Genomic DNA, 22,081 nt, shown 5'->3' on the forward strand with positions numbered 1-22,081 from the left:
CCCCTACACTGGCGCAATGATCAGGCGACGAGCGACCGCGCTGCTCGCCATCGCTCTCCTGGCGGGGTGCAGCCCGGCCGACGCCGATCCGCCCTCCTCCACTCCCACCCCGACCGCCGTCGTGTCGTCCACGCCGTCGCCCGCCCCGTCGCCGACCCAGGCGCCCCTCCCCACGCCGGCATCGTCGCCGGTGCCGGACAGCGAACTGCCGCTGTCGTACCCCATCGCGGACTCGCCGCTGGACGGCCACACATCCGACATCCTGGCCGAGCTGCATCGCGTGGCGGGCGGCCTGCCCATCCTGAAGGTCGACATCACCGCCTCCCAGATCACCCTCACCGCGCTGCTGGACGACCGTGGCGTCGTCAGTTACGCCTGGCGTGGCGGGCAGATCACCAAGGTGGACTCCGACTTCCAGTACCTCGGCCAGGCGACGTTCGATCCCGCCGACTACCCCGTCGATTCGGCCCGCCGCATGTTCGACGTCGCCGGCCTGAACGGCGTGCGCGGTGACGAACTCGTGCTACAGATCGTCCAATACCGCACCGAGGGCATCTGGATGACCGTCAGCTCCCGCCCTGAGTCCACGCTCGTCTTCTTCGACAACGACGGCTCAGCCATCCCTCTGCTCGGCACCACCAGCGTCGACGACATCCAGGCGGGTATCACTGCGACTGTCGGGGAGGCGACGGCGATCTACCAGTTCGGGTTCAACCTGACGCAGGGCTACTGGGTCGATCTGCCCGACACGGAGGAGGGGCGGGTGCGGACCCGCAGCCGCCGTCTCAACCTGCCCGTGTTCGAGACGCTGCGCACCGACTCCCCCGGCTACGACACCTTTGACCCCGCGCTCCTCGACGCCGCCGGCCTGGCCCGCGCCGTCGCCCGGGCACAGGTGACGCCGGAGCAGGAGTGCGCCGTGACCGTCGACCTGCAGCATCGCCGCTCCGCGCCCGTCGCCCGTATCGTCTGTGACGGGGTCACGCACTACGCGGACATGGTCGGCCGTGACATGACGGCGCTGATCGGCTGAGCCGACCTAGGCTGGGCGCATGACGAACCCCGCCCTGGATGCCCTGGCCGCCTCGGGGCTCAGCCACACCGTGACCTGTCACGGACCCGTGCGGTCCCTCGCCGAGGCGGCGGCCGCCCGCGGCGTGGAGCCCGGCGACATCGTCAAGACGATGGTGGTGCGTCGCGGCCCGGACGACTATCTGCTGGTGCTGGTCCCGGGCGACGCAACGATCTCGTGGCCGAAGCTGCGGGCGGTGCTGGGCGTCAACAGGCTGTCGATGCCCGACGCCGAGGAGGCACGGGCGGTGACCGGCTTCGAGCGGGGCACGATCACGCCGTTCGGCACCCTGACGCGACTGCCGGTGATCGCGGACGCGCGGGTGCCGGGCAGGGTCGTCTCGATCGGGGCCGGAGCGCACGGGGTGGCGGCCACCGTCGACGGCTCGGCGCTTGTCGAGACGCTGGGCGCGACGGTCGCCGACGTCACGGAACCGTAGCGTAGGGCCGTGTCCGCGCCCCAGCATGCGCACCGGATCCCCCGATCACAATGTCTCCTCCCACGCGGGCCGCGGGATTCACCGAGGCGGCCCGCCTGAGCCGAGCTTCACATAAGCTGCACCGGACGGGAGCACCGTGCCCCGAGATCACAAGGAGGAACCCGTGCGAATTGGTTCTGCCATCGTTCTGATCGCCCTCGGCGCCATCCTGGCGTTCGCGGTCGAAGCCGAAATCCCCTACATCAGCCTCGATCTTGTGGGCTACATCCTCATCGGCGCTGGCGTCATCGGGCTGATCTGGGTCCTGCTCGCGTCGCAGCGCACGCGTGTCACCCAGTCGCGCACCGTCCAGGATCCGAACACGGGCGAGACCGTCCGTCGTTCCGAGTCCCACGAAGGCCTCTGACCCGACGGCGGCGATCCCGCCCGCACCCACCGCCCCGACCCCGGCGCTGGGCACCTTCCCGTCAGCCTCCCAGCTGATCCGTGGAGAAGGTGTCGCAGCTGCCGGGGTCGCCGCTGTTGAAGCCGATGGCCACCCAGTACTGGCGCATCTGGGACGAGCCGTGGGTCCAGCTCTCGGGAACCACACGCCCGGTGGACTGGGCCTGGATGTGGTCGTCGCCGACGGCGCGGGCGGCGGCGACGATGCGGTCCAGGTCGTCCTGCGTGACCGATGCGATGGGCGAGCTCGGATCCTTCAACGTGTTGTTGAAGAAGACGCCCGCGTAGCAGTCGGCCTGCAGTTCGAGGCGGACCTGGCCCGACTTGGGACCCGTCTGGTTGCCTCCGGCGCGGGCCTTGGCCATGTCGCCGGTGAGGTTGGAGATGTGGTGGCCGTACTCGTGGCCGACGATGTAGAGCTCCGCGGCGTCGCTGCGCTCGGTGCCGAGCTGCGCGAGCAGCTGGCCCATGTAGTCGTCGTCGACGTAGATCTCGTAGTCGCCCGGGCAGTAGAAGGGGCCCATCTCTGAGCTGCCGGTGCCGCAGGCGGTGGCGATCTGGCCGGTGAAGATGTTCATCGCCTCGATCGGCTTGAAGCCCGACTCGAACGCGCTCTGCCAATAGTTGGTGAGCGCGACGTCATAGGCCTGCCAGCGGCAGTCGCGGTTCTGCTCGATGTCCGCCGCCGTCTGGCACTCGGCCCCGCCCTGCTGCTGCGACTGCTGGGGCTGCGGCTGCTGCGCGGTGCCCAGCAGGTCGCCGATGTCGCTGCCGAAGAACAGCGCGAGGAGCAGGACGAGTATGCCGCCGAGACCGCCGCCCACGGCGACCTTCCCGCCGCGGCCACCTCGCCCGCCGCTGCCACCTCCGTATCGCACACGAGACTTGCTGATGTCGGCGTCGCCGCGATATTCCATAGCCCAACCGCCATTTCCGCCGGGGCCTGGCGCTGACGCCACGGCCTGATCAGGACCACATTAGCGGCGGCACCCCCATGGAGCGCACATTCCGGGTGGCTCCGGCTGGTGCCACTAGACTTGCGCGATGCGCGTCGTCGGAGTCTCCCATCCCCTCGGGGCTCCGGTCGCCAGTTTCGTCGTGGAACACGGCGCGCATCCGCGGGTGACGATGTTCGACGCCGGCTTCGTGCCGATCCGGCCGCTGGCCGCCGCGCTGCACGAGGGCGAGATCCTGTTCACCTGGCTGGTGCGGGAGGTCCTGGAGGCTGATCCGCGCCCCGCCGAACGTCACGCCGTCTACGTCGCACCCTGTGCCGAGACACCCCGCCGCCATCAGCGGATCGGCGCCTACGCGCTGGTGCTGTCGGAACGCGGCGTGCTCGGCACGGTCAACTCCGCCGCCACGAAGGCGCCCGGCGTGTGGACGCTGCCGGGAGGCGGCATCGACGCAGGTGAGTCGCCTTCGGACGCGGTGCTGCGGGAGATCTTCGAGGAGACCGGCCAGGAGGTCGTCATCGACCGGGTCCTGACGCTGGAGTCCGAACACTGGATCGGCAGGACGATGTCGGGCGCACTGGAGGATTTTCACGCCCTGCGCATCATCTACGGCGCGACATGCGAAACACCCAGCGACCCCGTCGTCCACGATGTCGGTGGATCGACCGAGGGGGCCGGCTGGGTGCCTCTGCGAGCATGGCGCTCGCTGCATTGGACGAACAGCTCGCGGACGCTGCTGTCGCAGTACGCCCGCAAGCTGTCGCGAAGGGTCAGTCCCTGAAGTAGGACATGATGCGCAGGATCTCGACGTACAGCCACACCATGGTGACCGTGATGCCGAGAGCCGCGCGCCACGACTCGGATGCCGGGGCCTTGGCGGCGATGCCGCGCTCGACCGCGTCGAAGTCGGTGATCAGGCTGAGCACAGCGAGCACGACGGCGACGATGGAGATGCCGATGGCGAGCAGGCCCGCCTGCGAGCCGGTCTCGATGATCCCGGTGCGGATCCCGAACAGCGACAGGACGAGGTTCGCCAGGTAGGTGAGGGCCAGCGCCGCGGTGCCGATGAAGACGACCTTACGGAACTTGGGCGTCACCCTGATGTTGAAGAACTTGTAGGCGGCAAGCGTGATGCCAGCCGTCACGAACGTGGCGAGAACCGCCGGCGCGACGATGCCCGGGTAGACCATGTCGAAGAAGGCGGTGACGGCGCCGACGAACAGGCCCTCGACGACCGCGTAGACCATGACGCCCGCAGGCGAGACGGTCTGCTTGCGGCTCACGATGAAGACCGTGATCAGGCCTGCGATGGCGGAGGCGATCCAGACGGGGGTCAGCAGCGCCTCCGGGATGAGGAAGAACGTCGCCGCAGCCACCAGGGCGACCGTGCCGAGCGTGATGGCCGTCTTCGCCAGCACATCGTCGAGCGTCATGACGGGGCCGACGGTCACCGGCTGCTGGTACGGGGTGAACGTGGGCTGCTGCTGCCCGTACTGCTGGTAGGGGTCGTTGGCCGGGCCCTGCGGATACGCCTGCTGCGGCGAGCTGTGGCGGGTGAAGGCGTCTGGGCTACCGATGATCGGGTTTGCCATGGGGTGTCCTATTCGTGTCCTCGAAGACTCTTTCCGTCCATGGTACCTACCCTGACAACGCACGCCACCCATCTCGTGCAGGCCTCCTCGACCGATCGGCCCCGGCTTCGGCCGCGGGGTGCCACGATCAGGTATGTCCACTCCCCAGACCGCGACCCTGACTTTCCTCGGCGCGGCCGGCACCGTCACGGGCTCCCGGTTCCTGTTGACGGTGGACGGCCGCCGCACCATGATCGATGCCGGCATGTTCCAGGGCGAGAAGCACCTGCGGCGTCGGAACCGGGAGAAGTTCCCGGTCGATCCGTCGACCATCACCGACATCCTCATCACGCATGCGCATGCGGACCACACGTCGTATCTTCCGGCGCTGGTCCGGCACGGCTTCCAGGGCCGGATCCACGCGACGTGGCCGACGATCCGGCTGGCCGAGATCGTCCTGCGCGACGCGGGCAGGCTGCAGGAGCAGGCCGCCGACGACGCGCGGCGCGGCGGCTGGTCGAAGCACGAGTCACCGGCCCCGCTGTATACGACCGCCGACGTCGAGGCGACCCTGCCGCTGTTTCGACCGGTCGAGTTCGACACGAACATCGACCTGGATCCGCTGTGGGTCCGATGGACCCGTGCGGGCCACATCCTCGGATCGGCCAGCATCCATGTGACGATCGGTGCCCGTTCGCTGCTGGTTTCCGGCGACCTTGGCCGCCACGACCATCCGATCCTGCGTCCCCGGGACATCCCGCCCGCGGCTGACATCGTGCTGTGTGAGTCCACCTACGGCGACAGGGAGCATCCGGAGCCGGAGCAGCCACACGAGGTCCTGGCCGACGCGATCGGCCGGACGGTCGAGCGGCGGGGCCAAGTGGTCATCCCCGCCTTCGCGATCGACCGGACCGAGACCGTCCTCCACGCGCTCGTCCAGCTGCGGCGCGCCGGCCGCATCCCTGACATCCCCGTCATCGTCGACGGGCCCATGTCTCTGAAGGCGCTCGACGTCTACAAGGACAGCGCCGAGGAGTTGGCCGACGGCGTCACCCTGGCCGAGTTCACCGACCTGGATCTGCTCGAGACACGCGACGGCGCCGAGAGCCGTCGCCTCAACGGCCGCACGGATCCGATGATCATCATCTCGTCGTCGGGCATGGCCGAGGGGGGACGGGTGCTGTACCACCTGGCCCGGCTGCTCCCCGATCCCCGCAACACCGTCCTCCTGTCCGGTTACCAGGCCGTCGGCACCCGCGGCCGGGCGCTGCAGGAGGGCGCCCGGCACGTGAAGATCAACGGGCATTACGTCGCGGTGAAGGCCGAGGTGCTGCGGGACAACGAGTTCTCCGTCCACGCCGATGCCTCGGACCTCATCGACTGGCTCGCCGCCCTGGAGGAGCCGCCGGAGACGGTGTTCCTGGTGCACGGCGAACAGGCGGCCTCCGAGGCTCTGGGCGAACGGATAGCAACGGAACTCGACCTGGTCACGGTGGTGCCGCAGCACGGTGAGGTGATCGACCTGATGGCGTGAGCGGGCGCCGTCAGGCCGACGGCGCCACCGCACTCTCGGCGTCCCGCAGCGGGTTCTCCATGAGCAGGACCGCGGCCAGCGCCACCAGCAGCACCCCCGCCGGCAGCAGCATCGACTGCTCCATCGCCGCGGAGAAGCCTTCCAGCACCTGTGGCGGCATCGGCCCCGTCGCCGCCCCCTGTCCCTGGGACGCGGCGCCCGGCCCGAGCTCGGCGACGAGCCGGGCCGTGATCACCGCCGAGATGGCGGCCGAACCGATCACGGAGCCGACCTGGCGGGTCGTGTTGTAGACGCCTGATCCCGCACCGGCGAGCAGCGGCGACAGCCGTCGGGTCGCGACGATCCCCAGCGGCCCCCAGATGAGCGAGCTGGACAGTCCGACGAACAGGCTGGGCAGCAGCAGCCACCAGGGGTTCCTGGCCGGGTCCATCCACAGCCCATACCACGCGTTGGCCAGAGCGAGCCCCAGCAACCCGGCTGCCATGTAGGGCCGGGCGTCACGATCCTGCAGGAACCGGCCCGTGAACGGCGACAGCACGCCCGACGAGACGGCCATCGGCACCATCAGCAGCGCCGACTCGGTCGGCGTGAAGCCCCTGGCCGACTGGACGTAGAGGATGATCGGGATGTTCACGGCCGCAACGGACATACCGACCATCGCGATGGCCGTGTTGGCGAGGACGAAGTTCCGGTCCTCGAAGAGGCGCGGCGGGACCAGTGGTTCGCGGGCGTTGACCCGCTGCCACCACACGAACGCGGCCATGGCGACCGCGCCGAAGGCGATGATCAGCCAGATGGGAAGGTCGAAGCGGAGCGGGCCGAGCCCCACCGGGATTGCTCCCCACTCGTAGGTCTGCCCCTCCTGAATGCCGAAGACGATGCAGAACAGGCCGACGGCGCTGAGCGCGACCCCGAGCAGATCGAACGAGTGCGTGTGCAGTTCCAGTCGCGGCACGTTGACGGCGACCAGCACGATGCCCGCGATCCCGACGGGCACGTTGACGAAGAAGATCCACTCCCAGCCGGCCGCGTCGATGAGGAAGCCGCCGAGCAATGGCCCCACCAGCATCGCGACCCCGGCGACACCGCCCCACAGGCCCATCGCCGAGCCGCGCCGGTTCGGCGGGAAGGTCCGCATGATGACGGCCATCGTCTGCGGCGCCATCAGCGCGGCACCGAGCCCCTGGACGACGCGGGCCACGATCAGCATGGTGATGCTGCCCGCCAGCCCGCACCACAGCGACGAGGCGGTGAACACCGTCAGCCCCAGCAGGAAGATCGGTTTGGGGCCGAACCGGTCGCCGAGCCGACCGGTGACGAGCAGCGGGACGGCGTAGGCGAGCAGGTAGGCGCTGGTCACCCAGATGACCTCGTTGATGCCTGCCCCGAGCCCGCTCATGATGTGCGGGATCGCGACCGTCACGATGGTGGCGTCGACGAGGATCATGAAGAAGCCGATGATCATCGACAGCAGGCCGGGCCAGGGTGACCGGTCGGTGTGCGTCACGGTGTCCGCCTCTCGGGCTGGTCCTCGCCCGTGGCGGCGGGTGACGAACGGAATCTACGCCGGGGCCTGTCGCCGAACAAGACCTGTCGGGCGAGCGTGGACACCTGCGGCACCGGACGGGTGCAGACTGAGCGGATGGATACGGCACTGCAGCTGGTGGTGGACACGTCAGCCGCGGTCGCGGGCACTTCGGCCCGCGGCGGCAAGATCTCGCTGATCGCCGACGTGCTGCGCGCCGTCGCCCCGGAGGACCTTGAGGTAACGGCGACCTACCTCGCCGGCGGCATCCGGCAACGCAGGACGGGCGTCGACTGGGGGACGCTGCGGACGCTGCCCGCCCCCTCGCCCACCGCCTCGCTGACGGTGCGCGACCTCGACACCGCCCTCGAACACCTGGCCGGACTCTCCGGGCCGGGCTCGGCGACTGCCCGCCGATCCGCCGTTGACGCCGTCTTCTCCTCCGCCACGGCCGCCGAGCAGCGTTGGCTCGTCTCCGTCCTCGCCGACGGCGTCCGTCAGGGCGCGCTCGACGCTGTCCTCATCGAGGCGGCCGCGAAGGCCGCGGGGGTGGCTGTGGCAGAGGTGCGTCGGGCGGCGATGCTGGCCGGCTCCCCCGCGACCGCGACAGCCATCGCGTTGACGGCGGGCGTCGAGGGACTGCGGGCAGTCGGGCTCGAGGTCGGTCGCCCCGTGCTCCCGATGCTGGCTGGCTCGGCGCCCGACGTGGCCGCCGCCATGGAGAAGGCCGGTGGCGGGACGGTCGCCGTCGACGCGAAGCTCGACGGGATCCGGCTGCAGGCCCACCGCGACGGCGACACCGTCGCCCTGTTCACCCGTGGGCTGCAGGACATCACCGACCGGCTCCCCGAGACCGCCGCTCTGGTGCGGTCCCTGCCGGTGACGAGCTGCGTGCTAGACGGCGAGGCGATGGCCCTCAGCCCCGACGGGCGACCACGGCCGTTCCAGGAGACGGCGGCGCGGACGGCCTCGGGCACCGGGATGGAGGTGACCGCGTTCTTCTTCGACGCGCTCCAGATCGACGGCCGCGACCTCCTCGACGCCCCGGGTGCCGAACGGTTCGCCGAACTCGCTCGCATCGTCCCGGAGTCCCATCAGGTGCGCAGGCTCGTCACCGCCGACGCCGCCGAGGCGGAGGCCTTCCTGACGGCGACGCTGGCCGCCGGACACGAGGGCGTCGTCGTCAAGGACCTCCAGGCCGGCTACGCGGCGGGGCGACGCGGCTCCTCCTGGGTGAAGGTGAAGCCGATCCACACGCTCGATCTGGTGGTGCTCGCCGTCGAACGGGGCAGCGGACGGCGCGCTGGCACCCTGTCGAACATCCACCTCGGCGCCCGTGACGCTGACGGCGGCTTCGTCATGCTCGGCAAGACCTTCAAGGGCATGACCGATGCCATGCTCGCCTGGCAGACCGAGAGGTTCCGGGAGTTGGAGGTCAGCGACGACGGATGGACCGTCACGGTGCGTCCGGAGCAGGTGGTCGAGATCGCGTTCGACGGCGTGCAGCGGTCGAGCCGCTATCCGGGCGGGGTGACGCTGCGGTTCGCCCGCGTGGTGCGCTACCGCGACGACAAGCCGGCCGCGGAGGCAGACACGCTCGACGCCGTCCGGGCGTTCAGTCCGTCCCGCTGACGCTGAGGGCGGCGAGGATCGGCCGCTGTCCCTTCGTCAACAGGACGCCGGCCCGGTCGAGTTCCACCCATTCGGCGCGGTCGAGTTCCGGGAACTCCTGGATCCTGCCCGAGCGCGGCGGCCATTCGAGTTCGAAGGTGCCGAATACGACGGCGGCCAGGTCGACGGAACCGTGCAGCCGGAAGGCGGTCAGAGACTTGCCGGAGGTGACGCGGAACTCGCCCAGGGCTTCGGGCTCGCCGTCGGGCACGTCGATCCCGAGCTCCTCGCGGAACTCGCGGCGGGCCGCATCCCAGGCCGTCTCGGTCGCCGAGTCGAACTCGCCCTTGGGGATCGACCAGGCGCCCTCGTCCTTGCGGGCCCAGAAGGGGCCGCCCATGTGCCCGAGAAGGATCTGCGTCCGGCCGTCGACGTCACGTTGCACCACGATGCCCGCGCTGTGTCTCATCGGACCTCCTGGGGGCTGTGGTTCTCCCTGTCTCAGGGCCACCAAACTACTACCAGGCATCAGGCGAGGACGGCGTTGCGGCTCGGCGATCGCGCCTCACCGGGCACGACCAGCGTCCCGAACGGCGTCACCTCGTACCGATACCCCAACGGGCTCATCCACACCAGCCTCCCCGGCTCAGGCTGACTGACCCGCCAGAACCCAGCCGTCTTCGCCCGGTGCACCGTGCGGCTGAGCGGAGCCAGATTCCCCAGCGCCGTCTGCCCGCCGCGCCCCGGCCGGTAGGCGACGGTGTGGTCGAGGTCGAGCCCCGAGGCGGAGCGGGACGAGAACGGGAACGGCTCGTGAGGGGAGACCTGCTCGACGGCGCGGCGCATCCGCGGCGTCGGCACGTACCGGGCGGCAGGCTCAAGGTTCGGCAGGTCGATCACCGGATACACCTTCAGCATCACACCGTGACCCTCGCCAAGCAGTTCACCGAGCAACGCGGTCGTGATATGCCCCGCCCGCTCGACCCGCGCGACCCCGGTGAGGCCACCGAGCGCGTCCGAATGGATGTGAACAGCCAGGCCCAACGTCGGCCGAAGCCGCCCCAACAGCGCCGGATCGATCACAGGCCCAAGATCGGGAGGACCGGCCGGCCCGTAGCCTGCCGCGGGCAGAGCCCTCCCCTGAACCGGGTCGCCGGTTGGCTCGACACTCGCCCATGCGGGCTCCGGCGGCTCCAGCTCTTCAGGCGGCGGCGGGGACCACTCATCGAGGGGCTCCGGCGCCGTAGTCAGACGGGACCGCGACGCGGAAGGCAGCACCGGGACCAGAGGCAGTTCCCCCTGCACCGCCTGCTGGAGCAGGGCCAGCGCGTAGGCGGGGTTGGCCAGCAGCCCGAGCGCCTTGGCCCGGCGCTGGTTGTGGTCCAGGCCAGGGCACTCACCCACGAGGAGCCGGGCCAGCTCGTCGAGCCGGACGTCGAGGAAACGGGCGTCGAGCACATCGAGCCTGCCGGTGAGGTTCATAGCGCCGGCGTCGAGTCCCCAGGTCCAGACCCCGCGCGCCTCGCGGGTCTTGCGCTCCCGCTCGGCGGCCAGATCGTCGTCGGCCGTGATGATCAGCCGGTCCAGCAGGCTGAAGGCCGCGGTCCAGCCGAGGCCCGCCTGCGCCGGAAGCCACCGGTCGGTGACCCAATCGGCCTCCACCGGCCCAAGCTCTCGACACCGCCGCGCGGCCCGGAGCGCCCGCTGCGCATCGATCGACAACGCCTGGACCGCCTCGAACAGCCGCGGATGACGAAACTTCAGATCAATCGCCCCAGCAATATGCTCCGTAGCCATCCCGGCAGAGCAACCGAGAAGGCCCGCCACCTCCAGACGCAGAAACTCAGACACAGCAGGCGTACCCTCGCCGCCAACCGTCACCAGATGCTCATCCAGCGGCTCGAACAGCTCAGCCTCAGACACCCGATAGCAGGCAGCCAGATCACACAACGCACGAATCGTCTGCGCCTCACCACGACGGCGCAGCAGGAGACCCTCGCGGACATCCGCGAAGGCCTCCCGGGCAGTGATGAGCGCCAGCTTCTCCATAACCCATTATCGGTCGCCCAGGCACCCATTTCCCAGAGCAATCCGGGACCTGTGGACAACCTCAAACACGCTCCGACAACGAGGGATACCGAGTTCAGACGGCGGGCACTCCCGCGCGCGGAGGACGACGAACGGCATGTCGGGAACGCCTGGCCCGTCGGACCTTACGTGCCCTCGACGGGATTCGAACCCGCACCGCAGCGGGTTTAAGCCGCCTGCCTCTGCCAATTGGGCCACGAGGGCGTGGGTGAATCCTAGCCAGACCGGTTCCCTCCCGGTCCAGACCGGTGGCCCCTGCCCCGGGTAAGCTGGAGGTCCCCAGCCGAAAGGTGCCAGGTGACCGTCTTCCTGATCATCGGAGCCGTGGGTGTGGCGTTGGTTCTCATGGCTCTGGTTGTCGGTGATGTGCTTGACGGCCTGTTTCACTTCGACGCTCTCGGGGGCGACCTGTTCTCGCTGTCCAGCATCGCCGCGTTCGTCGGCGCGTTCGGGTTCGGCGGTGCCATCGGCCTTGCCCTCCTCGACAACACGTTCTTCGCGTCCCTCGTCGGCATCGTGACCGGAGGCGCCGCCGCGTTCGGCGCCTACAAGGTCACCCAGGCCCTGAAATCAGGAGAGTCGGCCGCCTCGTTTCGCTCCGACTCGATGATCGGCCACACCGGGCGCGTCATCACCGCCATCCCCGAGGGTGGCTACGGCGAGATCACCATCAGCGTCGGCGGCCACGTCCGCAAGATCAGCGCGAAATCCCCCGTCGCCCTCTCCGCAGGCGACGAGGTGTGGGTTTCGTCGATCCTCTCCCCACCGCCGTCGAGGTCACGTCGACGGCGACTCCCCGGAACTGACCCAGTAACCCGACTGAAAGGCACTCCATGCCAGATCCCATCCTGACGGCCGTCGTCGGCCTAGTCGTCCTTGTTCTGCTGATCGGTCTGTTGATCGCCAGCCGCTACAAGGTCGCCAAGCCGTCCGAGGCCTTTATCATCACCGGCCGCAAGGGCAGGGAGGTGCGCAACCCGGAGACCGGCATGGTGTCGACAGACCTGAGCGGCCAGAAGGTCGTCATGGGTGGCGGCGTCTTCGTGGTCCCGTTCATCCAGCGCCTGCACGTCCTCGACCTGTCGTCGCGCCGCATCATGGTCACCATCCGCAACGCCGTCTCCGGCCAGGGCATCAAGCTGAACGTCGACGGCGTCGCCATTGTCAAGGTCGGCGGCAACGAGGATTCGATCCGCGCCGCCGCGCAGCGCTTCCTCTCCCAGCAGGACGAGATCGAGCCCTTCACGCAGGAGACCCTCGCCGGCTCGCTGCGCTCCATCGTCGGTTCGCTGACGGTCGAGCAGATCATCCGTGACCGTGCGGCCTTCGCGCAGCGCGTCACCGACGAGTCCGAGTCCTCGCTCACCGGCCAGGGCCTGGTGCTCGACACCTTCCAGATCCAGGACATCACCGACGACGGCACGTACCTGAACGACCTGGGTCGTCCCGAGTCGGCAAAGCTGGGCCGCATGGCCGCCGTCGCCGAGGCCGAGGCCCGCCGCGAGGCGGAGCAGGCGCAGATCGCCGCCGAGCAGCAGATCGCCATCTCCAACCGCGAACTGATCCTGAAGAAGGCCGAGATCCAGTCCGAGACCGACGCCGCCCGCGCCACCGCGGCCTCCGCCGGTCCCCTGGCCCAGGCCGACCGCGACCAGGCGATCCTGCAGGAGCAGGAGAAGGTCGCCGTCGCGCAGGCCGCGCTGAAGGAACGACAGCTCGACACCGAGGTCCGTCGCCCCGCCGACGCCGAGCGGTACCGCGTCGAGACCGAGGCCGAGGCCAAGCGCAACGCCGCGATCTTCGAGGCAGATGCCCGCAAGGCTGCATCGATCGCAGCCGCAGAGGCTGAGGCCGAGAAGGCGCGTCTGTCCGGTGTGGGTGAGAAGTCCCGCCGTTCCGCGCTCGCCGAGGCCGAGGCCATCGAGGGTGCACGCCGAGGCGAGGCTGAGAAGGCCCGCCGTATCGCCGAGGCCGAGGCCCTGCGGGCCGAGGGTGAGGCGCAGGCGGCCGCGGTGCTCGCCGTCGGCCAGGCCGAGGCAGAGGCGATGGAGAAGCGGGCCGAAGCGTTCGCGCACTACAACGACGCCGCGACCCTGCAGATGCTGATCGAGGTCCTGCCGCAGATGGCCGAGAAGATCGCGGCGCCGATGAGCGCCATCGATACGCTCACCGTCATCTCCAGCGACGGTGCCTCGACGCTGCCGCGTCAGGTGACCGACAACGTGATGCAGACCATGCAGATGCTGAAGGACACCACCGGCTTCGATCTGACGGCGCTCATCGACCGCTTCGGAAAGAAGGACGACACCGTCAAGGGCGAGGTCGCCGGCGAGTAGCCTGCACCGCTCCACGCCGACGCGCCGGTCCCTGTGGGGGCCGGCGCGTCGGCCTTTCTGGTGTCAGGGGGCGGGCGTGGGGCTTCCGTGCGTGCCTTCACCCATGGCCCGGATTGCGGCGCCTCGCTCAGTACTTCTGCGTCGGGCTCTCGTCCGGGCCGTCGTCTTCCAGCGGGACCTCGATCCGCTGTTCGATCCAGTCGGCCTCGTCGGCCTCAGTGTCGGGGCCGCCCTCCGGCTCCTCGACGTCGTCGGGATCGATATCCAACTGCTGGTCGGCGAAGTCGGCCTCGTCCACCTCGTGACCGGGGCCCGGGGTCTCTGTCGTCATGTCGCTCACCTCTCCACAGGGTCGCTGTTCCTGCCCCCGACACTACCCGCGGCGGGGCGGGCCGGGAGTCCGGGCGCGATGCCGCCGAGGCCCGGAGCTTCGGGGAACCCCGATCAGGTCGACACGGACGCGAGGCGTCGGCGCATGCCCTCGGCGTACTGTTCGGCCTCCAGCCCTGCGACCAGGTGCCACACCCCCGGCGACACCTCCACGACGCCTGCGAGCCCGGCCCGACGCAGCGCCTCGGCGTCGACCAGGGCCGAGTCGAGCACCTGCACCCGCACCCGGGTCTCGGCGATCGGCTCCACGGAGGCGATGTTGGTCTCCCCGCCGAGCGCGGCCACCCACTGCTTGGCCTGGTTGGTCTCGACGTCCCCGACGACGATGACCCGCGGCTCCACCGGGGCCGGGGCATCCGCATCCCCCCGCGCCCTGGCCGCGGCCTTCTGCTCCGGGGTGCGGTAGTCGAGGAGGACCACCAGCGTCATGGACGTGATGAACGCGGCCACGACGGCGATCGCGTACAGCGGCATGTTGTTGAACGCCGGGATCGTCAGGAGTGACGTGAACACGAACGCCTGCGTGGTGACCGGCGTGGTCAGGCTGCCGCCGATGCCGAGGATGAGGCCACCGACCAGACAGCCGATGAGCATCCGCGGATAGATCTTCTTGAACCGCAGATGGATGCCGTACAGCGAGGGCTCCGAGATGCCGCCGAGTAGACCCGCCGCCAGCGCGCCGGTGGCGGTCTGCCGCATCTGCACGTCCCGGTCACGCCAGGCCAGATACAGCACGCCCGCCGTCGCCCCGAAGCAGGCAAAGTTCCAGGCACCCATCGGGCCCTGGATGTAGTCGAAGCCGAGCTGCTGGATGTTGAGCAGCATGACGGCGTTGAGGGGCCAGTGCAGGCCGAGGGGCACCATGAACGGATAGGCCAGCGGGATGATGATCGCGAAGATCAGCGGGCTGACCCCGTTGATCGCCCCGAGCGCGCCAGCCACCCAGGCGCCGACGAAGACGCCGAGCGGGCCGATCAGGAAGGCCGTGAGCGGAAGCATGATGAGCATCGCGAGGAACGGCACGAAGATGAGCTGCAGATTGTCGGGGATCAGTTTCTTCAGCAGCTTGTACAGCGGCCCCAGCAGCGCCGCCATCAGCAGGGGCGGGAACACCTGCGAGTTGTAGCTGAACAGGGTCAGGGGGACCCCGAAGATGTCGATCAGAGTGACATTCGAGCCGGCGATGACGGCCGTGTACGCCGCGTCCGACTCCATCAGGGAGGTAAATCCCGGCAACATGACCAGCGCCATGATCCCGAACCCGACCCACGGGTCGGCGCCGACCTTCTTGCTGGCGTTGTAGGCCACCATCAGGGGCAGGAACACGAACACCGACTGCCACAGCAGGTTCACGAACTGCCACGACGGCGGGAGCTCGACACGGGGGTCGGCCCAGTTGCCGATCACCCCGAGCGTCGACATCAGCGACATGAACGTGATGAAGAGCGACGCGCCGAGCAGCGCGCCGAGAATCGGCCGGAAGGAATCGGACAGGAACTCGAAGAACGAGTCGACCCACGCGAACCTGCCGCGCACTCCCCGGCCCGGGCGGCGGCCTTGAGTTCGGCATCCGTCGGCTCATGCCTCGTCGACATTTCGGGGAGCGCGTTGATCTCGTTGTAGGCGTTCTGGACGGCGCCGCCCATGATCACCTGGTACCGGTCCCCCGACTGCGGGACGGCGCCCATCACTCCCTTGATGGACTCGACGCGCGCCGTGTCGATCCCGGACGCGTCGACGAGTTGGAACCGCAGCCGGGTGGCGCAGTGGCTGAGGCTGACGATGTTGTCGGCGCCGCCGACCGCGGCGACGATCTCCTGTGCAGTGCTCATGTCCTTGTCCTTACGCCTCGTCGTCGGGCACCAGTGCCCGGACTTCCTCGGGAGTGGAGCAGGCGACGGCTCTGGCGGCGAGCTCCCTGCACGTGTCGAGCGAGTAGCGCCGCACCATGGCCTTGACTGACGGGATGGCGGGGATGGAGCAGCTGAGCTCGTCGACCCCCAGCCCGACGAGGATCGGGACGGCCTGCCTGTCGGACGCCACGCCGCCGCAGATCCCCAGCCACTTGCCGCGCTCGTGCAGCGCCTCCGCGGCCTGGCCGATCAGCGTCAGGACCGCCGGGTTGCACGGATCGACTTGGGCGGCCAGCTTGGGGTGCCCCCGGTCCATCGCCAGCGTGTAGCTGGTGAGGTCGTTGGTGCCGACGCTGAAGAAGTCGCAGCCGTCCTCCGCGGCGAACTGCCTGGCCATGACGGCGACGGAGGGGACCTCCATCATGATGCCGACGCTGACGGGTGTTCCGACGCCGCTGGCGTCGCGCTCCTCGTCGAAGATGGCCTTGGCGCGGCGCCAGTCGGCCATGGTGGCGATCATCGGGAACATCACCTGCAGGTGCGCCCCGGCGTCGGCCGCCGCGAGGATCGCACGGATCTGGGTGCGGAGCACCGCCGGCTGCTCGAGCCCGACCCGGACGCCCCTGATTCCGAGGAACGGGTTCTCCTCGGCGGGGATCGGCAGATAGGTCAGGGGCTTGTCGCCGCCGACATCGAGGGTGCGGATCACCAGCGGCTGGCCGGGCGTCAGCGCCCGTGCACAGTCCGCGTAGACGGCGGCCTGCTCGGCCTCGGTCGGCGCCGTCGTCCGCTCCATGAACAGGAACTCGGAGCGGAGCAGCCCCACCCCCTCGGCGCCCTTGGTCATGGCCTCCCGGGCGTCCGCGACACCGCCGATGTTGGCGACCACCGCGACCCGGTGCCCGTCGGTGGTGATGGCCGGCTCGTCGCGCAGCGCGTCCTCCCGCTCCCTGCGTTCCGCGAGCCGTCGCTGCCGCTCAAGGATCCCCGCGATGTCCTCCTCGGACAGGTTGCGCTGGACGAGGCCCGCGGTCCCGTCGAGAACGACCCGTTCGCCGTCGGGGAGGTCGAGGGCCCGCGCCTCGATGCCCGCCACGGCCGGGATGTCGAAGGACCTGGCGATGATGGCGACGTGGGAGGAGGCCCCGCCGCGGGTGGTCGCAAACCCGACGACGCGGCTGCGGTCCAGCTGCGCCGTGTCGGACGGGGTCAGGTCCTCGGCGATCAGGATCGCCTGCGCGGGCAGGGCTGCCCGCTCGGAGCGCTGCCCCGTCAGTTCCTCCAAGACACGTCGCCCGACGTCACGGACGTCGGCCGCGCGGCCGGCCATCACCTCGTTCTGCAGCCCTGCGAGCTGCTCGGCGAAGGAACTGTAGGCGGCGCGCCACGCGAACGGGGCGCTCCTGCCCTTGTCGATGGCGCTGACCGCGATGTCGAGCAGGTCGGGGTCCTCGAGGATCTCCCGGTGGGCCTGGAAGATGGCTGCCTTGCCGGGGTCGGCGTCGGCCTCGAGCCTGCCCTGCAGTGCCGAGAGGTCGAGCAGCGCCCTGTCGATGGCCGCGTTGAGCTTGCGTCGCTCCGTGTGATGGTCGTCGCCGAACTCGGCGACCTCGATGTCGTCGTGGCGAATCTGGACGACGGTGCCCACCCCGAGGCCCGGCGAGGCCGCGACGCCCAGATAGCGGTCGGGGTCGCCCGAGCTGGGGGCCGCCGGCTCCGGTTCCGGCATGGTCGCGGGAGGGGCCTCCGAAGCGGGCGCGGCCGTCACCGGGGTCACCTCCTCGCCGAGCCCGTCACGGATCGCGTCGGCGAGGGCGGCGACAGCCTCTGGCGCGTCGCTGCCGTGGGCGGTGACGACCACCTTCTGGCCGTACCCGACGGCGAGCTTCATGATCGCCGTGATGGACTTGGCGTTGGCGGAGTCCTCGCCGCTCCTCAGTCTGATGTCGGACCGGAAGCCCTTGGCCAGGCCGACGAGCGTGGCGGACGGGCGGGCGTGCAGACCGCTCGGGTTGGCGACGATGAGCCCATCGGACGTCGCGCTCCTTGCGGGACCGGTGTCGACGTCCGCTCCTGTCGTCGCGGAGAGCTCGATCGTCGCCGCCACGTCGTCTCCCGCCGTGACGAGGCCGGTGGCGGGCAAGACGGCGGCGACCCGGTCCATGGTAGTGATGACGACCTGGGTGAGGAGGCTCTTGGCCTTCCTCGCCACCAGGTCAAGGTCGAACTCGATGAGCGGGTCGCCGACGCGGACCGCGGTTCCCTCCGCGACCCTCGGCGTGAAGCCCTCGCCGAGCAGGGCGACCGTGTCCAGCCCGATGTGCATGAGGATCTCCAGCCCATCTGCGCTGCGGATCGTGACGGCGTGGTGTGACGGTTGCAGGTCTGCCACCTCGCCGTCGATCGGCGCCACGAGCAGGTTGCCGAGCGGGTCGATGGAGAAGCCGTCACCGACCATCTTCCTGGCGAAGACCGGGTCAGGCACCTGATCGAGCGGCACCATGACGCCGGTGAGCGGCGCGACGATCGTGAGCGGGGGCCTGCGTCCGACCTCACCGATCTCATCGGACGCGGCGGTCGAGCCGTCGGTGCCGGCTGGGGCTGCTGTCATGCGCCACTCTCCTCCGTCGGGCGGTGCGGCCGCTGAACCGCACAGCGCGTTCCCGAGCGACACTAGGTGGCGTTGCCGAGGATCGCAGCGCTTCTGCTCCATGCGAAGACGAAAGTTACTGCGCGGGGCCCTCGGGCCGGGCGACGGGGCAGACCTAGGGAGAGCCGACCGGGTCGAGCAACTCGTGCGCGATCCCGTCGAGGATGTCCGTCTCGCTCACGAGCACCTCGCCGGCCGGGACCCGGCGCACGATCTCGGCCAGGATCGTCGACCCGGCCCCGATCACCGCCGCCCGTAGCGGGTGCATCAGCGAATGGGCGACGATCTCGTCGGTCGTCTGCCCCAGCCAACGCTGGTTGGCCTCGTCGATGACGGCGCGCGTCAGCACCGTCCCGTGGACGGCGTCGCGCGAATACTCCCGCAGGCCGAGGTGGTCGGCCGCGACGCTGGTGACCGTGCCGGCGACGCCGATGGCCGCGGCGATGGAGGCGAAGTCGGTGCCGGAGCCGTCGAGCTTCTCGTCGATGAACGCCCGGGCCGCGGCCTGCTGGGCCTGCGTCGGCGGCTCCGTCGGCAGGAAGCGCTCGTTGATGCGGACGGCGCCGATGTCCAGGCTGACCGCCGAGGCGACGTCGCCGTCCTCGCCGACGACGACCAGCTCGGTCGATCCGCCGCCGATGTCGAAGATCAGCGTCGGCCGGGCGGAGTCGACCCCGCTCAGCACGCCGGCCGACGACAGCCGCGCCTCCTCGTCCCCGCTGATCACGTCGACGCCCACTCCGAGGCGCTCCCGCACCCCTGCCTCGAGCACGTCCCGGTTGGTGACGTCACGGGCTGCGGAGGTGGCGACGAAGCGGGTGCTGTCGACCCCATGTGCGGCGATGACGTCGCGGTACTCGTCGAGGACCGCGAACGTGCGGGCCAGGGCATCGGGGTGGAACTCGCCGGTCGCATCGACGCCCTGGCCGAGCCGGGCCAGCCGCGTCAGCCGGGTCAGTTCGGCCAGCGAGCCGTCGTCCTCGCGTCGGAGGACCAGCAGGCGGACGGAGTTGGTGCCGCAGTCGACGGCGGCGACGGTGCGGCTCACGCCTGCGCGCTTCCAGGGACGGAGCCGAGGCCGGTGGGGTCGGCGGCGCAGGCCCGGTGCCAGTCGTCGCCGAGGAGGTCGAGCGCCTCGTCACCGAACGGGTTGACGCCGCGGCCGGCGGCGAGCGCGTGTCCAACGAGGACGTGCAGGCACTTGACGCGGGTGGGCATGCCTCCGGCGGAGATTCCGTCGATCTCGTCGACGTGCCCGAGTGACTCACGGTCGGCGAGGTACGCCTCGTGGGCGGCGCGGTAGTGGGCGGCCAGGTCTGCATCGTCGGCGAGACGCGCCGTCATCTCGGTCATCAGCCCGGACGCCTCGAGCGTCGACACCGCGGACACCAATTGGGGGTTGGTCAGGTAGTACGTCGTGGGAAACGGCGTGCCGTTGGGCAGCCGCGGCAGCGTCTTCACCACGCCGGGCTTGCCGCACGGGCACCGCCACGCGACCTCTGCGACACCGCGGGGTTCGCGGCCGAGCTGCGCCTCGACGACGGCGAGGTCGTCGGCGGTGGGTTGCGTCATGGATGGTCCTTATCGGTGTGGGGTGGGCGAGGGGCTCACCACGATGGTGCGCTCGGGCTCGGGTTCGGGCTCCGGCTCCTCCGCGGGCTGGTCGGCGATCTGGACCGACCCCCACATCTTCTCCCACCACAGGCCGGGAGGCTCCTCCTCTGCGCCGATCTCGGAGCCGACAAGGGGCTTCCCGTCGGCCCCGATCACCCGGTAGCCGACCTCGCCGGGCATCACCCAGCCGAGCCGGACCCGGGCGATGGAGCGAACGTACTCGGGGTCGTCCCACCGGTTGAGCTGGTCCTCGAGGTCCGCGATGCGTTCCTGCTCCGTGGCGATCTGCTCACGCACCGCGGTCAGCTCGGAGGCCTGCACGAAGTAGACGCGCAGTGAGGTGGCAAGCACCAGCAGCAGACCCGCGATGACGATGAACAGGACGATGAGCCGCCACGTCGCCGTCATGGCGCGCTGGGCGCGCGGCAGGGGTGCGGGCTGGTCGGACAGCACCTGTCCGACGTCGTCCCGGTCGAGGGGCTCGATGCGGGGCCGGTGCGCCCGCTCCCCCGGACGCGCAGTGGTCCGGGTCCGCGGAGTTCCGCGGCCCGGACCACTGGCGGCCTTGTGATTTCTGGGGGTTTGAGGCACGGCTCAAGTATTCCTCACACCCCGCTGGTTATCAGCCCTTGAAACGCGGGAAGGCCGAACGACCCGCGTACACCGCGGCCTCGTCCAGGTCGTCCTCGATACGGAGGAGCTGGTTGTACTTGGCGACGCGGTCGGTGCGCGCGGGGGCGCCCGACTTGATCTGGCCACAGCCCAGGGCAACCGCCAGGTCGGCGATGGTGACGTCCTCGGTCTCACCGGAGCGGTGCGACATCATGGTGCGGAACCCGTTGCGGTGCGCGAGGTCGACAGCGTCGATAGTCTCGGTCAGCGAGCCGATCTGGTTGACCTTCACGAGCAGCGCGTTGGCGGTGTTCGTGTCGATACCACGCTGCAGGCGGGTGACGTTGGTGACGAACAGGTCGTCGCCGACGATCTGGACCTTGTCGCCGAGACGATCGGTCATCAGCTTCCAGCCGTCCCAGTCCTCTTCGTTCAGCGGGTCCTCGATGGAGACCAGCGGGTAGAACTTCACGAGGTCCTCGTAGTACGCCACCATCTCTTCGGAGGACTTCTTCTCGCCCTCGAAGTTGTAGGAGCCGTCCTCGAAGAACTCGGAGGCCGCGACGTCCATCGCCAGCGCAATGTCGGAGCCGGGCTGGTAGCCGGCGTCCGTGATCGCGGTGATGATGAGGTCGAGGGCCTCACGGTTGCTGTCCAGGTTCGGGGCGAAGCCGCCCTCGTCGCCGAGGCCGGTCGACAGGCCGCGGGCCTTGAGGACCTTCTTCAGCTCGTGGTAGACGCTGGCGCCCATCTCGAGGGCCTGAGCGAAGCTCTCGGCACCAATGGGGGCGATCATGAACTCCTGGACGTCGACGTTCGAGTCGGCGTGCGAGCCACCGTTCAGGATGTTCATCATCGGAACGGGCAGGATGTGCGCGTTGGGGCCACCGACGTACTTGTACAGCGGCAGGCCGGCCTCTTCGGCGGCGGCGTGCGCGACGGCCAGCGAGACGCCGAGGATGGCGTTGGCGCCGAGCTTCGCCTTGTTGTCGGTGCCGTCGAGCTCGAGCATCGCCTGGTCGACGAGACGCTGCTCGTCGGCCTCGAGGCCGAGGATCTCCTCGCCGATGATCTCAGCGGCGTTCTTGACGGCGGTGAGGACGCCCTTGCCGCCGTAGCGGCCCTTGTCGCCGTCACGGAGCTCAACGGCCTCGAAGGCGCCGGTCGAGGCACCCGAGGGGACGGCGGCGCGGCCGCTGGCGCCGGAGTCAAGCTCAACCTCGACCTCGATGGTCGGGTTGCCGCGCGAATCGAGGATCTCGCGCGCCTGGATGAATTCGATGGATGCCATTAGCTCCCTTTCAGAGTCCTTCTCTTCGTCCCCAGCCTAGCGACATCGGCGGCGATATCCGATGCCGGGGGCACGATGGTGCAAGCGGTCCGCCC

At 69.7% G+C, this 22,081-nt stretch carries 19 protein-coding genes, 1 tRNA gene and 1 pseudogene; 8 read left to right on the forward strand and 13 right to left on the reverse strand.

Translation table 11 applies throughout. The features are described from left to right. Positions 1 to 16 precede the first annotated feature (16 nt). The 3 genes from H9L22_RS10005 (at position 17) to H9L22_RS10015 (ending at position 1,917) form a co-directional block, all read left to right on the forward strand. Complete coding sequence (locus H9L22_RS10005) at positions 17 to 1,033, forward strand: hypothetical protein (RefSeq protein ID WP_187719794.1); 1,017 nt, start codon at positions 17 to 19, stop codon at positions 1,031 to 1,033. Between the two features lie 19 nt (positions 1,034 to 1,052). Then, positions 1,053 to 1,511, forward strand: a complete 459-nt coding sequence (locus H9L22_RS10010) for an aminoacyl-tRNA deacylase (protein ID WP_187719795.1) — start codon at positions 1,053 to 1,055, stop codon at positions 1,509 to 1,511. Between the two features lie 163 nt (positions 1,512 to 1,674). Beyond that, positions 1,675 to 1,917: a DUF6458 family protein gene (locus H9L22_RS10015; RefSeq protein WP_187719796.1), complete on the forward strand. Its 243-nt coding sequence runs from the start codon at positions 1,675 to 1,677 to the stop codon at positions 1,915 to 1,917. 61 nt (positions 1,918 to 1,978) lie between these two features. On the opposite strand, the gene ypfJ is transcribed toward H9L22_RS10015, so the two are convergent. Further along, on the reverse strand, positions 1,979 to 2,872 hold the full coding sequence (gene ypfJ, locus H9L22_RS10020) for a KPN_02809 family neutral zinc metallopeptidase (RefSeq protein ID WP_187719797.1): 894 nt from the start codon (positions 2,870 to 2,872) through the stop codon (positions 1,979 to 1,981). Between the two features lie 127 nt (positions 2,873 to 2,999). Here ypfJ and H9L22_RS10025 point away from each other — a divergent pair, with 127 nt between their 5' ends. Next, positions 3,000 to 3,692, forward strand: coding sequence for an NUDIX hydrolase (locus tag H9L22_RS10025; RefSeq protein ID WP_226965790.1), 693 nt, complete (start codon positions 3,000 to 3,002; stop codon positions 3,690 to 3,692). Here the strand turns inward: H9L22_RS10025 and H9L22_RS10030 are convergent. Beyond that, positions 3,682 to 4,503 carry a Bax inhibitor-1/YccA family protein gene (locus H9L22_RS10030; RefSeq protein WP_187719798.1) on the reverse strand — a complete coding sequence of 274 codons (822 nt, stop codon included), beginning with the start codon at positions 4,501 to 4,503 and terminating at the stop codon, positions 3,682 to 3,684. The genes H9L22_RS10025 and H9L22_RS10030 overlap by 11 nt on opposite strands. A 133-nt stretch (positions 4,504 to 4,636) precedes the next feature. Between H9L22_RS10030 and H9L22_RS10035 the strand changes: the two genes are divergently transcribed. Continuing rightward, entirely contained in the window at positions 4,637 to 6,016 is a 1,380-nt protein-coding gene (locus H9L22_RS10035) for an MBL fold metallo-hydrolase RNA specificity domain-containing protein (RefSeq protein ID WP_187719799.1), read from the forward strand. Positions 6,017 to 6,026: 10 nt separating this feature from the next. On the opposite strand, the gene H9L22_RS10040 is transcribed toward H9L22_RS10035, so the two are convergent. Continuing rightward, positions 6,027 to 7,523: a DHA2 family efflux MFS transporter permease subunit gene (locus H9L22_RS10040; RefSeq protein ID WP_226965791.1), complete on the reverse strand. Its 1,497-nt coding sequence runs from the start codon at positions 7,521 to 7,523 to the stop codon at positions 6,027 to 6,029. 135 nt (positions 7,524 to 7,658) lie between these two features. Here H9L22_RS10040 and H9L22_RS10045 point away from each other — a divergent pair, with 135 nt between their 5' ends. Continuing rightward, positions 7,659 to 9,173 carry an ATP-dependent DNA ligase gene (locus H9L22_RS10045; protein WP_187719800.1) on the forward strand — a complete coding sequence of 505 codons (1,515 nt, stop codon included), beginning with the start codon at positions 7,659 to 7,661 and terminating at the stop codon, positions 9,171 to 9,173. On the opposite strand, the gene H9L22_RS10050 is transcribed toward H9L22_RS10045, so the two are convergent. The 3 genes from H9L22_RS10050 to H9L22_RS10060 form a co-directional block, all read right to left on the reverse strand. Further along, complete coding sequence (locus H9L22_RS10050; protein WP_187719801.1) at positions 9,157 to 9,621, reverse strand: NUDIX domain-containing protein; 465 nt, start codon at positions 9,619 to 9,621, stop codon at positions 9,157 to 9,159. The two genes, H9L22_RS10045 and H9L22_RS10050, sit on opposite strands and share 17 nt — an antisense overlap. Positions 9,622 to 9,680: 59 nt before the next feature. Further along, on the reverse strand, positions 9,681 to 11,201 hold the full coding sequence (locus H9L22_RS10055; protein ID WP_187719802.1) for a 13E12 repeat family protein: 1,521 nt from the start codon (positions 11,199 to 11,201) through the stop codon (positions 9,681 to 9,683). Positions 11,202 to 11,370: 169 nt separating this feature from the next. After that, positions 11,371 to 11,444: transfer RNA gene (locus tag H9L22_RS10060), tRNA-Leu, on the reverse strand. A gap of 93 nt (positions 11,445 to 11,537) precedes the next feature. Between H9L22_RS10060 and H9L22_RS10065 the strand changes: the two genes are divergently transcribed. Beyond that, entirely contained in the window at positions 11,538 to 12,092 is a 555-nt protein-coding gene (locus H9L22_RS10065; protein WP_187719803.1) for a hypothetical protein, read from the forward strand. Then, positions 12,074 to 13,576, forward strand: coding sequence for a flotillin family protein (locus H9L22_RS10070; RefSeq protein ID WP_187719804.1), 1,503 nt, complete (start codon positions 12,074 to 12,076; stop codon positions 13,574 to 13,576). Before H9L22_RS10065 ends, H9L22_RS10070 begins: the two co-directional genes overlap by 19 nt. Before the next feature lie 127 nt (positions 13,577 to 13,703). Here H9L22_RS10070 and H9L22_RS10075 read toward each other — a convergent pair whose 3' ends face one another. The 7 genes and pseudogenes from H9L22_RS10075 to eno form a co-directional block, all read right to left on the reverse strand. Beyond that, positions 13,704 to 13,907, reverse strand: coding sequence for a hypothetical protein (locus tag H9L22_RS10075; protein WP_187719805.1), 204 nt, complete (start codon positions 13,905 to 13,907; stop codon positions 13,704 to 13,706). Between the two features lie 113 nt (positions 13,908 to 14,020). After that, positions 14,021 to 15,798 (reverse strand): annotated as a pseudogene (locus H9L22_RS10080) (PTS transporter subunit EIIC). A gap of 10 nt (positions 15,799 to 15,808) precedes the next feature. Further along, positions 15,809 to 18,430 (reverse strand): phosphoenolpyruvate--protein phosphotransferase, encoded by a 2,622-nt coding sequence (ptsP, locus tag H9L22_RS10085; protein ID WP_187719806.1) that lies wholly within the window; start codon positions 18,428 to 18,430, stop codon positions 15,809 to 15,811. 154 nt (positions 18,431 to 18,584) lie between these two features. Next, a complete protein-coding gene (locus H9L22_RS10090; protein ID WP_187719807.1) occupies positions 18,585 to 19,517 on the reverse strand; it encodes a Ppx/GppA phosphatase family protein in 933 nt (310 codons plus the stop codon). Next, the gene (locus tag H9L22_RS10095) at positions 19,514 to 20,041 is read right to left on the reverse strand and encodes a DUF501 domain-containing protein (RefSeq protein WP_187719808.1); all 528 of its coding nucleotides are present in this window, start codon (positions 20,039 to 20,041) and stop codon (positions 19,514 to 19,516) included. Before H9L22_RS10095 ends, H9L22_RS10090 begins: the two co-directional genes overlap by 4 nt. Positions 20,042 to 20,050: 9 nt before the next feature. Beyond that, the gene (locus H9L22_RS10100) at positions 20,051 to 20,674 is read right to left on the reverse strand and encodes an FtsB family cell division protein (protein WP_187719809.1); all 624 of its coding nucleotides are present in this window, start codon (positions 20,672 to 20,674) and stop codon (positions 20,051 to 20,053) included. Positions 20,675 to 20,705: 31 nt separating this feature from the next. Beyond that, entirely contained in the window at positions 20,706 to 21,986 is a 1,281-nt protein-coding gene (gene eno, locus H9L22_RS10105; protein WP_187719810.1) for a phosphopyruvate hydratase, read from the reverse strand. Positions 21,987 to 22,081 lie beyond the last annotated feature (95 nt).

It is taken from the genome of Tessaracoccus defluvii, from assembly GCF_014489575.1.
Lineage (GTDB): Bacteria > Actinomycetota > Actinomycetes > Propionibacteriales > Propionibacteriaceae > Arachnia > Arachnia defluvii.

Bases quoted from the DNA above. Each gene is read 5' to 3' on its own strand.
- H9L22_RS10005 (WP_187719794.1), top strand. From the start codon at position 17: ATGATCAGGCGACGAGCGACCGCGCTGCTCGCCATCGCTCTCCTGGCG.
- H9L22_RS10010 (WP_187719795.1), top strand. From the start codon at position 1,053: ATGACGAACCCCGCCCTGGATGCCCTGGCCGCCTCGGGGCTCAGCCAC.
- ypfJ (WP_187719797.1), bottom strand. From the start codon at position 2,872: ATGGAATATCGCGGCGACGCCGACATCAGCAAGTCTCGTGTGCGATAC.
- H9L22_RS10025 (WP_226965790.1), top strand. From the start codon at position 3,000: ATGCGCGTCGTCGGAGTCTCCCATCCCCTCGGGGCTCCGGTCGCCAGT.
- H9L22_RS10030 (WP_187719798.1), bottom strand. From the start codon at position 4,503: ATGGCAAACCCGATCATCGGTAGCCCAGACGCCTTCACCCGCCACAGC.
- H9L22_RS10035 (WP_187719799.1), top strand. From the start codon at position 4,637: ATGTCCACTCCCCAGACCGCGACCCTGACTTTCCTCGGCGCGGCCGGC.
- H9L22_RS10045 (WP_187719800.1), top strand. From the start codon at position 7,659: ATGGATACGGCACTGCAGCTGGTGGTGGACACGTCAGCCGCGGTCGCG.
- H9L22_RS10050 (WP_187719801.1), bottom strand. From the start codon at position 9,621: ATGAGACACAGCGCGGGCATCGTGGTGCAACGTGACGTCGACGGCCGG.
- H9L22_RS10055 (WP_187719802.1), bottom strand. From the start codon at position 11,201: ATGGAGAAGCTGGCGCTCATCACTGCCCGGGAGGCCTTCGCGGATGTC.
- H9L22_RS10070 (WP_187719804.1), top strand. From the start codon at position 12,074: ATGCCAGATCCCATCCTGACGGCCGTCGTCGGCCTAGTCGTCCTTGTT.
- H9L22_RS10075 (WP_187719805.1), bottom strand. From the start codon at position 13,907: ATGACGACAGAGACCCCGGGCCCCGGTCACGAGGTGGACGAGGCCGAC.
- ptsP (WP_187719806.1), bottom strand. From the start codon at position 18,430: ATGACAGCAGCCCCAGCCGGCACCGACGGCTCGACCGCCGCGTCCGAT.
- H9L22_RS10095 (WP_187719808.1), bottom strand. From the start codon at position 20,041: ATGACGCAACCCACCGCCGACGACCTCGCCGTCGTCGAGGCGCAGCTC.
- eno (WP_187719810.1), bottom strand. From the start codon at position 21,986: ATGGCATCCATCGAATTCATCCAGGCGCGCGAGATCCTCGATTCGCGC.